12 protein-coding genes are annotated in these 15,534 nt (G+C 44.3%); 9 read left to right on the plus strand and 3 right to left on the minus strand.

The window, feature by feature from the left end:
* The first annotated feature begins 187 nt into the window (after positions 1-187).
* Both EGI32_RS18575 and paaE read left to right on the plus strand, forming a co-directional pair.
* Complete coding sequence (locus EGI32_RS18575; RefSeq protein WP_255157048.1) at positions 188-778, plus strand: TetR/AcrR family transcriptional regulator; 591 nt, start codon at positions 188-190, stop codon at positions 776-778.
* 1 nt (position 779) lies between these two features.
* Entirely contained in the window at positions 780-1,856 is a 1,077-nt protein-coding gene (gene paaE, locus EGI32_RS18580; RefSeq protein WP_255157058.1) for a 1,2-phenylacetyl-CoA epoxidase subunit PaaE, read from the plus strand.
* A gap of 163 nt (positions 1,857-2,019) precedes the next feature.
* Here the strand turns inward: paaE and EGI32_RS18585 are convergent, their stop codons facing one another.
* Positions 2,020-5,544 carry a T9SS type A sorting domain-containing protein gene (locus EGI32_RS18585; RefSeq protein WP_255157060.1) on the minus strand — a complete coding sequence of 1,175 codons (3,525 nt, stop codon included), beginning with the start codon at positions 5,542-5,544 and terminating at the stop codon, positions 2,020-2,022.
* Between the two features lie 426 nt (positions 5,545-5,970).
* Between EGI32_RS18585 and EGI32_RS18590 the strand changes: the two genes are divergently transcribed.
* The 6 genes from EGI32_RS18590 (at position 5,971) to paaC (ending at position 11,582) form a co-directional block, all read left to right on the plus strand.
* Complete coding sequence (locus EGI32_RS18590; protein WP_255157062.1) at positions 5,971-7,935, plus strand: ATP-binding protein; 1,965 nt, start codon at positions 5,971-5,973, stop codon at positions 7,933-7,935.
* Positions 7,936-7,972: 37 nt separating this feature from the next.
* On the plus strand, positions 7,973-8,659 hold the full coding sequence (locus EGI32_RS18595) for a response regulator transcription factor (RefSeq protein ID WP_255157064.1): 687 nt from the start codon (positions 7,973-7,975) through the stop codon (positions 8,657-8,659).
* Positions 8,660-8,877: 218 nt separating this feature from the next.
* The gene (paaA, locus tag EGI32_RS18600) at positions 8,878-9,819 is read left to right on the plus strand and encodes a 1,2-phenylacetyl-CoA epoxidase subunit PaaA (RefSeq protein WP_255157066.1); all 942 of its coding nucleotides are present in this window, start codon (positions 8,878-8,880) and stop codon (positions 9,817-9,819) included.
* Between the two features lie 112 nt (positions 9,820-9,931).
* Positions 9,932-10,399, plus strand: coding sequence for an OsmC family protein (locus tag EGI32_RS18605; protein WP_255157068.1), 468 nt, complete (start codon positions 9,932-9,934; stop codon positions 10,397-10,399).
* Positions 10,400-10,414: 15 nt separating this feature from the next.
* A complete protein-coding gene (gene paaB / locus EGI32_RS18610; RefSeq protein ID WP_369681684.1) occupies positions 10,415-10,783 on the plus strand; it encodes a 1,2-phenylacetyl-CoA epoxidase subunit PaaB in 369 nt (122 codons plus the stop codon).
* 55 nt (positions 10,784-10,838) lie between these two features.
* A complete protein-coding gene (paaC, locus tag EGI32_RS18615; RefSeq protein ID WP_255157070.1) occupies positions 10,839-11,582 on the plus strand; it encodes a 1,2-phenylacetyl-CoA epoxidase subunit PaaC in 744 nt (247 codons plus the stop codon).
* Positions 11,583-11,599: 17 nt separating this feature from the next.
* Here the strand turns inward: paaC and tnpA are convergent, their stop codons facing one another.
* Both tnpA and EGI32_RS18625 read right to left on the minus strand, forming a co-directional pair.
* Positions 11,600-12,061 (minus strand): IS200/IS605 family transposase, encoded by a 462-nt coding sequence (tnpA, locus tag EGI32_RS18620; RefSeq protein ID WP_255157072.1) that lies wholly within the window; start codon positions 12,059-12,061, stop codon positions 11,600-11,602.
* A gap of 532 nt (positions 12,062-12,593) precedes the next feature.
* Positions 12,594-14,135 carry a hypothetical protein gene (locus EGI32_RS18625; protein WP_255157073.1) on the minus strand — a complete coding sequence of 514 codons (1,542 nt, stop codon included), beginning with the start codon at positions 14,133-14,135 and terminating at the stop codon, positions 12,594-12,596.
* A 175-nt stretch (positions 14,136-14,310) separates the two neighbouring features.
* Between EGI32_RS18625 and EGI32_RS18630 the strand changes: the two genes are divergently transcribed.
* Complete coding sequence (locus EGI32_RS18630; protein ID WP_255157075.1) at positions 14,311-15,474, plus strand: 2-isopropylmalate synthase; 1,164 nt, start codon at positions 14,311-14,313, stop codon at positions 15,472-15,474.
* Positions 15,475-15,534 lie beyond the last annotated feature (60 nt).

Below are 15,534 nucleotides of genomic sequence, written 5' to 3' on the forward strand. Positions count from 1 at the left end.
GACGACCGACTACCGACCACAGACCACCGGGCACAGAAGTTTTTTCAGGTGGAGAAATATTATCCTGCCCAACTTTAAAAGAATGACATATTGATTGGCATGCCGGTCGTGCGTTGTATGTAGTCCGTTTTCCGACGTGGGTTGTCCGTGGTCGGTCGTCTTTAACTAATAAGCGTTAGTTTTGCATATGTCAAAAATCAAAGCGGCGAGAAATACTACCAAGAATGCCGTGATCTGTAAAAATGCGGCGGGGCTTTTTCGCAAAAAAGGTTTCAGGGCTGCTTCTATGCGGGAACTGGCGGAGCAGCTGGGGGTGGAAGCGCCAAGCCTCTACAACCATATCGGTTCGAAAAGTGAACTGCTGCAGAATATCTGTTTCAATATCGCGGATGATTTTACCAGGCATATTGAAACGGTGGAAGTAAGTTCGCACACCGCGGCAAAAAAGATAGAGCAGCTGATCCGCTTTCACATAAAACTGATGCTGCGTTCTTTTGACGAAGTGTATGTTTCCAACCACGAATGGAAACACCTGGAAGAGCCTCATCTTGCCAATTTCCTGAACCAAAGGAAGGCATACGAAAGCAAGATGGTGCAGATAGTGAAGGATGGTATCAACAATAAGGAATTTAAAAAAATGCATCCACAGGTAACTGTATTGACGATCCTTTCTGCCGTACGGGGATTGGAATTCTGGCAGAAATACAAGGAGCAGATAAATACCAAAGCGCTCGAAAACAACATTGTTCAACACCTGTTAAACGGAATAACCAAATAATATGGCTGCTCATTTTCATCCATTAAAGATCAGGCAGATCCGACGCGAAACTCCGGATTGTGTTTCAGTAAGCTTTGAAGTGCCGGAAAACCTGCAGGAACAGTTCCTGTACAGGGAAGGTCAGAATATCACCATCCGAAAATCCATCAATGGCGAAGAGCTGCGCCGTTCCTATTCCATTTGCACCGCACCGCACGAAAACGAATTAAAAGTGGCCATCAAAAAAGTGGATGGGGGTTTATTTTCTTCCTTTGCAAATGAAAATCTGGAGGCGGGAGATACGCTGGAGATCATGCCCCCTTCGGGAAAATTCAATGCAAAATCTGCTGTTACCGATAAAGGTAATTATCTCGCGATAGCGGCCGGTAGCGGAATAACACCGGTGATATCCATCATCAAGCATATATTGAAAAGCAATGACGACAGCAGTTTTACATTGATATACGGGAACAAGACCCGCGGCTCGATCATATTTTTTGAAGAACTGGAAGGGCTGAAGAATAAATTTATGGAGCGTTTCAATTTCATCAATATCCTCAGCAGGGAACGGACAGATGCCGATATCAACTATGGCAGGATCGATGAAGAAAAACTTTCGGCATTGTCGCACCTGGTTCCGTTCAGCTCATTCAACGACATATACATTTGCGGTCCGGAAAAAATGATCTTTGCTTCAGAAAATTTTTTGAAACAAAAAGGGATCGACAAGAGCCGGATACATTTTGAATTGTTTACTACTCCCGGACAAACATTTTCCGGAAGCAAAACGAATACTACTGCCGCAGACAGCGGCCCCAAAAGTAAAGTGAGCATAAAGGTAGATGGAAGAAGCGTGGATTTTGACCTTGGCTTTGATACCGAAAGTATCCTGGATGCGGCATTAAAAAACGGAGCTGACCTGCCTTTCGCCTGCAAAGGCGGTGTGTGCTGCACCTGCCGGGCAAAACTGGTGGAAGGCGAAGTGCGCATGGATGTCAACTATGCGCTGGAGCCTGAAGAAGTGGAACAGGGATTCATTCTTACCTGCCAGAGCCACCCGGTTACGGATAAGGTTGTAATAGACTTTGATGTGAAATAATTACGAATTACGAATTACGAATGAAGCACGTCTTATTATGAATGCCCTAACACTCATAACATTTCGAACCTTAAGAACCATTCGTAATTCGTAATTCACAATTCGTAATTGAAAAAAGGGCCCGCCGCCACCGGCAAAGGCCTTTCGTATGAAGAAGACGCACTTATTGCTTAATGAATTGAATGGTTTGTAGTGAATTATTGTTGTATAACTGTAATGCATATACGCCGGCCGGTAATCCTGCTGTGCTGATTGGTTCGTTTACCGACCTTACCTGGTAGCTGCGCAATAGTTTGCCCTGCACATCAAATATCCGGATCACATCTCCTGCAACGGCTTCGCTGACCACCATTTTTTCTTTCACAGGGTTTGGTGAAATGCTGAGTGATAATTTTCCATCGAAATTTATTTTCGCCACATTACTGTAAGTGAAGCTGCCATCGATATCGATCTGTTTCAACCTGTAGTAATTAAATCCTTTGGCCGGCGTTTCATCCGTTCCGGAATAATTATGGATACCGCCACGATTGACAGCTTTCACAAGTTCCATGAATTTGAAGCGAATGCCATCGGTACTTTTTTCCACTTCATAACGCGAAAGGTTAAACTCGTTTTCTGTCTGCCAGGACAGCCTGATATTCACGCCCTGGCGGAAACCTTTAAATGAAATTAATGTCAGCGGAAGCGGATTGATAAGCAGATCCGTAGATGCAATGCTGAACGGACTGAAATTTGATACGGGTGCCGCAGTTTTTACAGTTCCAGTTGTCGTTCCTGAAGAGCCACCGTTGCCGAGGTCTTCCCAGGTTGTTCCGGTCCAATGCGCCACTCTCAGTGCAGCAGGATTGTTGATGTACATGCCACTGGTGGTGCAGGCGCCGTCATAACCGAATGTAAGGGAAACGTTGCTGGTACCGGCTTCGCGTTGTACATCCCAGTATTCGCAACCACTTACTCTTTTTAAAGCCGTTACTCTTTGTGCGGTATCATAACCAGCCAATGTTGGGTCTGCATAAAAATATTGTGCACTGAAACGGTCGGTTACGGATGCCGGCGCTGATATGGAAACAGAATCAATAGAGCTGGCAGCACCTACAGGAAATGTAAAAGCATCGTCGCCCGTTTTTGATACAGGGCCAACAACATGACTGAGGGAATTGCTGCCGGTATGCTTTGCGTTGTCTGCAAAATTCAACATGTTAGCGGTTGATGCGTAAATATTTCCAACACCAAAAAATAAGGAATCCGTAATGGTGAGCGGGCTGTTCAATGTTACTCCTCCGGTTCCGGATTTGGCCATGATGATCTTCTGGAGAGATAAAGGCTGTGTTCCCAACTGGCGGAGTATGCCATTGGCTGCGCCAATGAATTTAGCCCTGTAGATATTGAGGCCTGTTGTAGAATTCAAGGTGAGGTCGCGGGCATACTCATTGGCTGCAGCAGGGGTACTTATGTTAAATGTACCTACGCCAACCTTGTTATAAGAAACATTTCCATTGTAGCGGTTTATGCGTTCATTATCCAGGTCATATATAATGTTTGATCCGTTTAATGTATAAGAAGTTGCGCCGGTAATTTCATTACCATGTATGGTGGTATTATATCCGCCGCCATTGCTGGCATCATCGGAAAAATTAAAATTGCCGGTGATAGAGTTATCGTAGATCCTTGCATAAGCATTTCTGTAACCGGCAATGGTGAAAGAAGCCAGTTTGAGCGTATCTTTTTGGATATTTGTTTCACCGGTGTTTTGTATAAGAACAGTTCCGCCGGTAGTTTGATTGATGATACGATATAGTTCCAGACGGCCCTGCGAAGGATGGTTTGCTGTCAGGTTGAAAGTGCCTCCAATTGAAGTTTTAGCAGCGAGGGATCCTATGGTTGTGGAAATTCCGCCTGTATTATTTGTGTACGATAAATTACCGGTGATGGTAGCGCCATTGAGAAAATAAGCGCCATTGGAAGCCACAGTACGACTGATGTTAACGTTGCCGTTGTAGGTAGATAAGGCCGATTGACCGGTAAAGAACTGTCCTGTGCCGGCCCCGAAAAAATTTGTAGTACCATTATAGATGTTGCCGGATGTTGTGGAGCCACTTGCTTCGAAAAAAGAGTTGGTTCCGTTGATCGTAAAATTGCAGGTGCCGGTGAAAATATTGCTGCCGGTATTTGTAGAATAACCACCACCAAACGTTATGTCATCGGATATGCTGATGTCACCTGCGGCGATATCATTGTTAAACAGTTGCGTATACCCGTCAAGATAACCAGTAACGCTAAACGAGGCCTGTTTCAGCGTATCGTTCCGGATATCGATACCCTTGGCCTTGTTGATAGAAATTGTTCCGCCGGTAGCCTGATTGATCAGTCGGTACATCCTGAAAAGACCCGTGCTGGCATTGTTGGTGTTGATGTTGACTGTTCCGGTAACATAAGAGCCAAGGTCCTGCCTGCCGATAGAGGTATTGCCGCCTGCAGGATTGGTGTAGCTGAAGTTCCCGTTTACATGCGAATCACCTGCTCCGAAGATATTGGTTTCGCCCGCTATAGAACGCGTAACCGTAAGAGGCCCGTTGAAAGCAGATCCGGCAATATAACCCAAATACAAACCTCCGCTTGCATTAGCAGAAAAGCTGGTAGCGCCATTGTAAGTATTGGATGCATTTGCGGCATTGGCTTCATATAAAATATTAGTACCATTGATGAAAAAATTGGTAGCGCCGGTAAAAGTATTGCCATTGACAGTGGTATTGTAACCATTGTTAAAAGCCGGGTCGTCGGATATTTTTACCTGGCCGGTAACGGTAAAATTATTATTGAAGAGATAAGCATAAGGAATCTTATATTCTTCGATGATAAATGATGCCAGTTTGAGCGTATCAAATCTTACATCAAAACCTGCTGAATTTTTAACGCTGATGGTTCCGCCGGTGGTCTGATTTTTTATGCGGTGTAAAAGAAAGCTGCTGGCGGAGGGAAGTGCAACATTCATGTTTACGGTGCCGGCGATATTAGAAACAATATTGCCCTGGTTGCCTATCGTAGAGTTGCCTCCGGTGGTATTATTATAAACAAAATTTCCCGTAACCGTACCGCCGCCGGAAAATATATCAGTATTGCCTGCTGCCGTTCGGCTGATAGTAAGGTTGCCCGAAAAAAGCGAACCTCCGCCCTGGTAAGAAATATAACTGGTGCCGGAGTTGGCTAAATTAAATGTAGCATCAAACATATATTTATTTGGTTCCGCACCTTCTAAAAAATTATTCTGCCCGCTTACATTAAAGATCACATTATCCGTAAGCGTATCTCTTGAAAAAGTGGCGTTGTACCCGTTAATTCCCGTATTAACATTGAAAACGACATCTTTTGTGGCATCGCTGTTGGAAATGGTAGCGCCCACTACAGAGGTGTAACCGTTCACGGTTTCTATACTAAAAGGAAAGCCATTCACGTCCAGCTTGCTGCCCGCCTGCATGGTAAGTGTGTTTACCGTAACCGCTGCGTTCAGCCTGGGATAATTAGTAAGGCTGCCGGGTATGGTAACATTGGCCGTAGCCGCCGGTATCCCTGATGGCGACCAGTTATCGGCAACATTCCATGCCGTACTGATCGATCCCGTCCAGGTTTGTGCTTTTGCCAGGGTGATCGCAATTAAAAAACCGATACTGAGTAAAATTGTCTTTTTCATCTTCATAACGTTTAAAAAATAAATGATCAGGAACTGGTCTGCAGGAGATATCGGAAGAAGGTCAAAATTTGCTTTTTGTTGTCGGGGAGGAAATACATAGTTTGTAGTAGATGCGCTAAATACCCTGAGCAGGGTATTGCGAAGCAATCCTTTTGCCTGTAGATTTACTGTAAAGGTTTACAAAGCACCTCGGCGGGGCTTCAGTTCCGGCGAAGTGTCCCTTAAAATCAATCCTGCGGGCTGGCTGCGGTTCCAGGTGTAATCAGCCGCCTTGCAATGGGTAAACTGGGTTCTCTTGTAGGCCTTTTTAGTTTAGAGCGGTTTCGAAAGAAACCGTTTCTTTTTTGTGTATATGCAAAAGCGGCCATCAATAAATACATAATTTGTAGTACATACTTATACAAAATCATCCCTACTTTTATCCCGTTGCAAAAATTAAAACCTGCAACACTTCGTATGGTACGCCGCTTTTTGTTTACCGGTTTGTTCGTAGCGTATGCGCTGGTTGCAAAAGCCCAGACTGCAACCATAGAGCAGTGCATGAAAAATGTGCAGGCCGCCACTTCTGATGAGGCAAGGCTTACGGCGCTTATCCGCTTGTGCGAAGAGCATGCCAGCATGCAGAAAGACAGCCTTTGGAAATATGCTGTGATGACAAGGTCATATGCAGCCGCACAAAATAACGAGCGCAAAAAAAGCCTCGCGGAAGTAGCAGTCATCAATGCCTGCCTCCGGTTGGGAAAAACAGACAGTGCACTCACGTTGATAGAACCGGAAATCCTCAGGAACCCCCTGGAGAAAACCAATACACGCTCCATTTATTTTACGCTTGCTGCGCAAAAGATCGATTGCTTCGGAGACGCATTCAACTACAGGGATGCATTGTCTGCATTGTATAAGATCATCAATGAAGCCGAACAGCACGGCGATTCGCTGGTGCTGGCAAAAAACATGAATACAGTGGGGGTGATACAATACAATCTCGATCATGTTCCCGATGCTTTTTCCTGGTATTTCAAAGGCATTTCTTTTACATCTTCCACACAAAAATTTGATGCGCCATTGGCGGCACTTTATATCAATCTTGCAGAAACCTATCGTTGGGTAGAAAAGCTTGATTCGGCGCAATACTATATCAGCAAGGCGATCCCGCTTTGTGAACGAAGTGAGAATCTTTTTTTTCTGGCGAATGCTATCCGTGTAAAAGCCAGTATTTACAAGCAACTCAAACAATACGACCTCGCTGAATCAACCATGTTGAATTGTATCATCATCCGCGAAAAGCTGGAAGGGAAACTGCAATATAGCAATGAACAGCTGGCATTGGCCAATATTTACATGAATGCGATGCAGACAGACAAGGCGATCAAAATACTGACGGATGCGCTGGCGCAAAATCCTGTGGTGCAAAAAATGGATCCGCTGGCGATATCGTATTACAAAAGCCTTGCGAAATGTTACAAGCTAAAAGGGGATGATAAAAATTATGAGGAAACACTTGAAAAACTGATCGCCGCCAAAGATGCGTTTTACGAAGAAAATTATTCACGTTCCATTGCGGAACTGCAGACAAAATACGAGTTTGAAAAAAAGGAAAGCACCATCATCCGGCAAAAACTGGATCTCACACAAAAAAATTATCTTTTTTACGGTTCATTGATCACGCTTGGTTTTGTGATGACCTTGTCGTGGTTGTTATTTAAGAATTACCGCCGCAGGCAAAAGCTGGCGATGGACAAAGCATTGTATAAAGAAAAAATATTGTCTGGAGTTGCAGTAAAGGAAGCTGAAGAAAAAGAACGGAAGAGGATCGCCGCCGATCTTCACGACAACCTGGGTGCTTATGCGGCTTCTATCGTTTCCAATCTTGATCAGATAGAGTTGCAGGAACTCAATGAAGCTACCGCTATTCCATTGCAGGAACTGCGGAACAATTCGCAGGCGATCGTTGCACAGCTGGGGGATACTATCTGGGCGTTGAAAAAAGATGCACTTTCGCTTACTGACATCAGCGACCGCTTAAAAATATTCATTCAACGCGTTCAGCGGAGTTATCCGCAGGTGGCGATGGATGTGGAAGAGCAGATAGAAAATGACAGGTTATTGCCGCCGTCGCAGGCGTTTCACCTGTTCAGCATCTTGCAGGAAGCCATCATCAATGCACTGAAACATAGCCGTTGCAAAAGGGTTCAGGTAACGCTTACATCAAAGGAACAGTGGAGTATCGAAGTGGCTGATGACGGTATCGGTATTGACGAAAAGCACGTGGCAGGCAGCAACAATGGTATCTCAAACATGCAGAAACGGGCCGCTGAATTTGGCTGGGAAGTAAGCTGGAAGAAGACTTTGCCGGGAACAAACGTGAGCATATCGCCCGCTACTACAAATTGATTATTGTACAACATCGTTTATTCAATCACATTGCAGGATGCAATCAACAAACAAAATACAGATAGCGCTTACAGAAGACAACCAGATCAACAGGAATACTTTCCTGCAGAAATTCGGTTTGTTGAAAGGTTATGAATTGATGTTCGTTGCAAACAATGGAAACGAATGCCTGGCGGCGCTCAAAGGAACGCCGGTGAAACAGTTGCCCAAAGTGATTTTCATGGATATTGAAATGCCCGGGCTGGATGGGATACAGACCATCGCGATGGCAAAAGCATTGTACCCGCAGATACATTTTATAGTACTGACGGTTTTCGATGATGACGAAAAAATTTTCCAGGCTATACAGGCCGGCGCTTCAGGATATCTTTTGAAACACGAGCCGGCAACATTTCTCCAGGATGCCATCAGCCATGTGCTTGAATTTGGCGGAGCGCCCATGAGCCCGGCCATTGCCCGAAAAGCCCTCCAGTTATTAAGCAGATCCTCCTTTTCGCAGGAACCTTCTCCACACCAGCAACTGCCCGAAAAGATCACCGGGAGGGAAGAGGAGATATTGAAACATATGGTCAACGGCTGGGATGCCAAACGCATATCTTCCGTGCTGAACATAAGCGTACTCACGGTACGTAAACACATCGCGAACATCTACGAAAAACTGCATGTGCAGTCGAGGGCAGAGATCATCAATATGGCCTACCAGAACAAATGGTTTAAAGAATAGGGAAAATAAAATAAGAAACACAAAACAAGAAACACAAAATAAGAAACATACAATAAGAAATACAAAATAAGGAATCGGGTGACTAACGGGTGCCCCCCGCTTTCTTATTCCCTATTTTTCATTCCTTATTTCTTATTTACCAAAGGATTAAGCATGCGCAGATGTTTAACTAACACTTGTTAGCTTATTTATGTATTTTTATGCCTTAATTTATTGCCATGCAGTTACACGATCTCGAAAAAAAATTCCAGGAAAAGATTGACAAGGAAATAAAGATAGAGCCGAAGGATTGGATGCCGGAAGCGTATCGTAAAACCAATGTTCGGCAGATAAGCCAGCATGCGCATAGCGAGATCGTGGGCATGTTGCCGGAAGGCAACTGGATCAGCCGGGCCCCATCGCTGAAAAGAAAAGCGATCCTTATCGCGAAAGTACAGGATGAAGCCGGTCATGGATTGTATTTATATTCAGCCGCCGAAACACTGGGCACAAGCCGCGAACAGATGATCGATGACCTCCATAGCGGTAAAGCAAAATACTCTTCCATTTTTAATTACCCGACACTTACCTGGGCCGACATGGGCGCAGTAGGCTGGCTAGTGGATGGCGCCGCAATATTGAACCAGGTCATGTTATGCCGTACTTCTTACGGTCCATATGCAAGAGCGATGGTACGTATCTGTAAAGAAGAAAGTTTTCATCAACGCCAGGGCTTCGAAAGCCTGCTGGTACTAAGCAGGGGTACACCCGAGCAAAAAGCGATGTGCCAGGATGCCATCAACCGTTGGTGGTGGCCAAGCCTGATGATGTTTGGGCCAAAGGATAGTGAGAGCACCAACAGCGACCAGAGCATGAAATGGAAAATAAAAAGAAAAACAAACGATGAACTTCGTCAAAGTTTTGTGAACATGGCTGTGGAACAGGTAAAACTGTTGGGAATGACATTGCCCGACCCCGATCTGAAATGGAATGAAGCCACTAAGAATTACGATTTTGGTGAAATAAACTGGGAAGAATTCTGGGCCGTAGTGAAAGGTAATGGCCCCTGCAACAAACAGCGGCTGGCTGCAAGAAACAAAGCTCATAAAGAAGGAGCCTGGGTACGCGAAGCAGCATTGGCATATGCGGCAAAAAAAGCCGCCCGTGAAAAAGCTGCGTAGCAGGAGCGTGCCTGTGGTGCGTTCATTTGAAATTGCCTGTGCTTGTCTCGCCGAATAGCAGGGGCGCGTTCATTTGAAAATTTCCTTTTGGGGGTATTTAAAAAAATAAATCATGCGATCACATCATTATTCAATAACCATCAACTGGACGGGCAATAAAGGAACCGGAACAGATAGTTACCGCACCTATGGCAGAAGTTATGAAGTGATGGGTGATAATAAAGTGATCATAAAAGGGTCTTCGGACTCCGCTTTTTTGGGCGACAAAACAAAACACAATCCTGAAGAACTCCTGCTGGCATCGCTTTCAAGTTGCCATTTGTTGTGGTATCTGCATTTGTGTTCGGAGGCAGGAGTGATTGTGACAGGATATAAAGATGCGGCAAAAGCGGTGATGGTTGAGACGGCCGATGGTGGTGGACGATTTGAATCGGTGACGTTATTTCCCGAAGTAAAAGTGAAAGAGGCTTCGATGATAACAAGAGCGAATGAATTACATACAAGGGCGAATAAATTATGTTTCATCGCGAATTCGGTTAATTTTCCTGTGCATCATCAGCCCACGTGCGTAGCTGAATAAATAAAATTTAATGGTATGAAAATAGCGATCGTAAAAAATTATTATGGTGATTTCGGCGGTGAGGAAACCGGGGGAAATGTCCCGAAAGAATACACAGCAGATTCAACTGCGTGGCCGCTTTGGGAAGTATTTATCCGTAGCAAGCAAGGGCTTGACCATAAACATGCCGGCAGCCTCAAAGCCGCGGATGCACAGATGGCCATTGAGAATGCACGTGATGTATACACCCGCCGGCAGGAAGGCGTGAGCTTATGGGTGGTAGAAAGCAAATATATACATGCCAGCAATCCCGATGATGCGGAAAGTCTGTACGAACCTGCAGAGGACAAGATATATCGCCATCCGACTTTCTACGATTTGCCGGATGAGATCAAACACATGTAGTCAATTAAGAATTAAAAATTAAGAATTAAGAATTTTTTCAAAGGAGGTTTCTAAAATGGATCAGCAACAGCTTATTGATTATACTTTATTTCTCGCGGACACCAATCTTATCCTTGCACAGCGCAATGCGGAATGGTGTGCGCATGGTCCTATTCTGGAACAGGATATCGCCATTACCAACATATCCCTTGACCTTATCGGGCAGTCGCGAAATTTTTATCAGCATGCAGCAATACTGCTGGGCAATGGTACCACCGAGGATTCGCTGGCTTATCTACGTGCCGAACGGGAATTTAAAAACCTGCTGATCACTGAACTTCCCAACAATGATTGGGCACACACCGTTCTCCGGCAATTTGTATACAGCGTTTATGCGCAACTGTTATATACACAACTGATGGGAGGTAATGATAAACAAATTGCAGCTATCGCGGAAAAAGCGTTGAAAGAAATCTCCTACCATATCAAATGGAGCAGCGAATGGGTGATCCGTCTCGGTGATGGAACCGAAGAGAGTAATCAGCGTATTAATAAGGCAATCGATAATCTTTGGCCCTACACCGGTGAATTTTTCAACCCGGCATATTATGAAACAGCAGTAAAGCAGCTCGATTTCGCCGGATTGCAAGATTCCTGGACACAAAAAGTGACATCTGTTCTGGAAGAAGCTACGCTTTCTTTTCCGCAAAATGTCTTTATGCATAGCGGCGGCAAACAGGGAGTGCATACTGAAAACCTTGGCTACATATTGGCAGATCTTCAATATTTGCAGCGGGCTTATCCGGGGGCCGAGTGGTGATGTAATTAAATGCCTATCTATTCCGGCAGTGTGAAAATGTATTCTTCTTTCCAATCAACGTCAAACTCTGTCAGAAGCCTTTTGTATTCATTTAAAAAATTCTCTTTTTTGTGATGAACTTCCTGATTCTGGATGTACTTTATCACATTCGGCACCTCACTTTTTGCATATGAAAATGCTCCATACCCTTCCTGCCATGCAAATTTATCTTTACAAAATTCTTTTTCATTCAGCCATCTGCTGCTTTCTCCTTTTACCAGTTGCATTAATGAGGAAATGGATTGATGCGGCCGCATGCCTAATAAAATATGAATATGAACGGGCTCGCTGTTTATCTGTAGCATTTTATGTTTATTGTCCTGGAAAATAGCTGTCATATATTTATGCAATTGTGTATTCCATTCCCTGGATATCAGTGCTTGCCTGTATTTTACCGCAAAAACGAACTGGATATGTAATTGTGTATAGGTGTTTGGCATGCCATTTATTTATACCAAAAATAATCGATGCCATATATTCAACAATTGGTGAAAACATCGATAAATGCCGTTATTTTTCCCGGCGGTTTTGCGTTACACATCGTTCCTACGGAACGAAATATGATAATATTTTTCATCTACCTACACACCGTTCCTACGGAACGGAATGCGAAAATGCGGATTGAATTGTTTCTACCGGTATACCGTTCTTACGGAACGGAATGCGAAAGCATTTTTATGCCCACAGGTCATTCTATAGAACGAAAATGCTGATTGATAATTGTTTCTACCAATACACCGTTTCCCACGGAACTGAATACGATAGCCGGTTTATCTATCCACAGACTTTTCTACGCAAAGGATTACAATCACATATTCTGGGCCGGTTATCGAATAATAAAATATAATCGGTTTTTGTTCCGTAGGAACAACTTGTGGGTAGACCAAAGATTGCATATATGCATTTTGTTCCGTAGGAACAATGTGTGTGCGGATGAATCGAGGATTTAAGAAGGGTGAAATGTTATCGGTTCTACTGCATCTTCTCAAACTTCCTCCTTATCACATCCTGCACGGGGATCCCGTCTATCTTGCTTTCCAGCCAGCTAACGATATCCAGGTATTGATAGGAGCGGCGGTTGTATTTACTGGTAGAAACTGTTTCGAGCTTATCCCGTAACGCGATGAATGATTTTTTTATATCTGCCGGTTTGGAAGATAATGACCTTCGCAGGAACGCGAATATTTCCGTGAGCACCGCATCCAGGTTTTCCATTTTTGACAGGAAACGATATACCGATTTTATCAGGTATTCCACCAGTTCCATATTCCCCAGTTCGTAATGTGCTATCAGGTGCAGCAGGCGGGCAAAACATTGGATGTCGGTACGCAACTGCCCCACTTTAAGATGAATGATCTTGTTGAGATAGTCTACTGCTTTTTCATTATCACCAGAACCAAAATACAGGCTCGCGATCTTGTAATAAAAGACCAGCACCCGATGCATATCAATGTATTGCTGGTATTGCTTCAGCTTTTCTTCAATGGGTTTTACCAGCGCCAGCCCTTCGGTAAAAGTGCCTTCCAGGAAATGCTGATTGATGCGGGCCGTATATAAATACACGAATGTCTGTATCTCCAGGTTTTCGCTGAAACCTCCTGCCAGTGCATAAAATTTCTCCAGCTGCTTCAGCTCAAAATTCATTTTTTCATGCCTTCCGATGATGAACAAAGCATTCAACAGGTTGTGCACCGCTTTTACATACAAAAACGGATCTTCTTTTTTTGCTTCTGGATGCTCGTCAAATAATTGCACCCATTTTTCCGCATGACGGTAATATCTTGTAAAATCAAGCTGGATGATGTAATACCAGCAATAACTCTGGTGCAGGTATGCTTTTCCAAAAAAACTGATCTGGGCTTCGTTGATCCCTTCAATGCTTTTCCGGAAGACCTTTTCAATCTCATGGCTGTGTTTTTCATCATTTACATGCCCGTTTTCCAGGTACAGCTCATACATCTTCAACGCCACATTCGAAAGATGTGTCACTTCATTGATCTGCCGGATGCTGAAGTCCGTTTCATCGATCAGTTGCGCAGCCCGCCCCTTCAGGCTCCTGGTGATATGCCTTGCCTCAATATCTTTTTCAAACTGCAATATTTCAAGCGTGAGTATGAAATGGCTGTTTGATCTTGCCACCAGTTTTACCTTTTCCAGTATTTTCAAAGCCTGCAGGATAAGTCCGCGGTTGTACAATATCTTCGCAAAATCTATCTGCTCCCGTATCTGTATCTCCATGTTTTTAAGGCTGTGCAACAACCTTAATGCGGTGAGCAGCTCACCATACAAATGTGCTTTAAGATTGGGTAATTGCTGACGGCTTATGGAAGGTACTTTCTTCAGGATCTGCTCTTCGTTGTACTCTTTAGAACTGTCCAGGACATCAAAAAGCCGTACGAATTTCGACTCCTCATTTGCCTGGTTCCTGGATATATATAACTTAAAATGACGCTTTTCTGCTCCCACGAGCGATTTTACCAATAAAAAAAGAGGATCATTTAGGTGGTTTGGCATCGTAAATTTTTTTTGTAAAACCCTTTATTTACGGGCTTTTCAGACACATTCGGGTGTTTCCGGCGGCGTAAAACAACCTTCATTTTGATTTCTTCCGGTATCTAAACAGGTCTACTTTACACGACTGCTCCAAAATTACGGCAGCACAACGGTTTTACATATTTAATATTTAAGCATGGCAGATAATAAGATATTCATTTTTGATACCACACTCCGCGACGGCGAGCAGGTACCCGGTTGCAAACTGAACAGTAATGAAAAAGTAGAACTGGCGCTGCAACTCGAAACCCTGGGAGTTGACATCATCGAAGCAGGCTTCCCCGTCTCTTCACCCGGCGATTTCGCTTCGGTGAACGAGATATCCAAAGTGATCAAAAATGCCACTGTGTGCGGACTTACAAGAGCTGTTCAAAAAGATATTGAAGTGGCTGCGGAGGCGCTGAAGTATGCACAACGTCCCCGGATACACACAGGAATAGGTACTTCCGATCTTCATATTAAAGCAAAATTTAATGCCACGCAGGAAGAGATCCTGCAAAGGGCGGTGCAGGCGGTGAAATGGGCGAAAAATTTTGTTGATGATGTGGAATTTTACGCGGAAGATGCCGGCCGAACCGATAACGAATACCTGGCGCGTGTGATCGAAGCCGTTATAAAGGCCGGCGCAACCACCGTCAACATCCCCGACACCACCGGTTATTGCCTTCCTCATCAATATGGTGAAAAGATCGCTTATCTCGCCAATAATGTTCCTAACATCGACAAGGCGATCATCTCCTGTCATTGCCACAACGACCTCGGACTTGCTACAGCCAATTCCATCGCTGGCATCATCAATGGTGCAAGGCAGATAGAGTGTACCATCAACGGGCTGGGCGAAAGGGCCGGCAACACTTCGCTGGAAGAAGTGGCGATGATTATCCAATCACACAAGACACTTGGTTTTTACACAAACATAGATAGCAAACAACTGAATCCATTGAGCCGTACGGTATCCGATGTGATGCGTATGCCGGTGCAACCCAATAAAGCGATCGTTGGCAGCAACGCCTTTTCCCATTCTTCAGGTATTCACCAGGATGGGTTCCTGAAAGACGCACTCACTTACGAGATCATCAACCCGGAAGAAGTGGGCGCCGACAGTTCGAAGATCGTACTAACGGCAAGGAGTGGACGAAGCGCACTTGCATTCAGGTTTCAAAAACTCGGGTTCCAGTTTACCCGCAATGATGTAGACGCTTTATACAATGAATTTGTAAAAGTTGCCGACAGCAAAAAAGAAGTGAGCGATGAAGATCTGGAAATCATGGCAAAAACTTATGCTACCCAGGTTGCGTAAAAAATCAATCGTTGAATTGTAACAAACTTTATTATTCACTAACAATCTAAGTTCCCCGTC

The organism is Ferruginibacter sp. HRS2-29 (genome assembly GCF_024343615.1).
Taxonomy (GTDB): Bacteria; Bacteroidota; Bacteroidia; order Chitinophagales; family Chitinophagaceae; genus Ferruginibacter.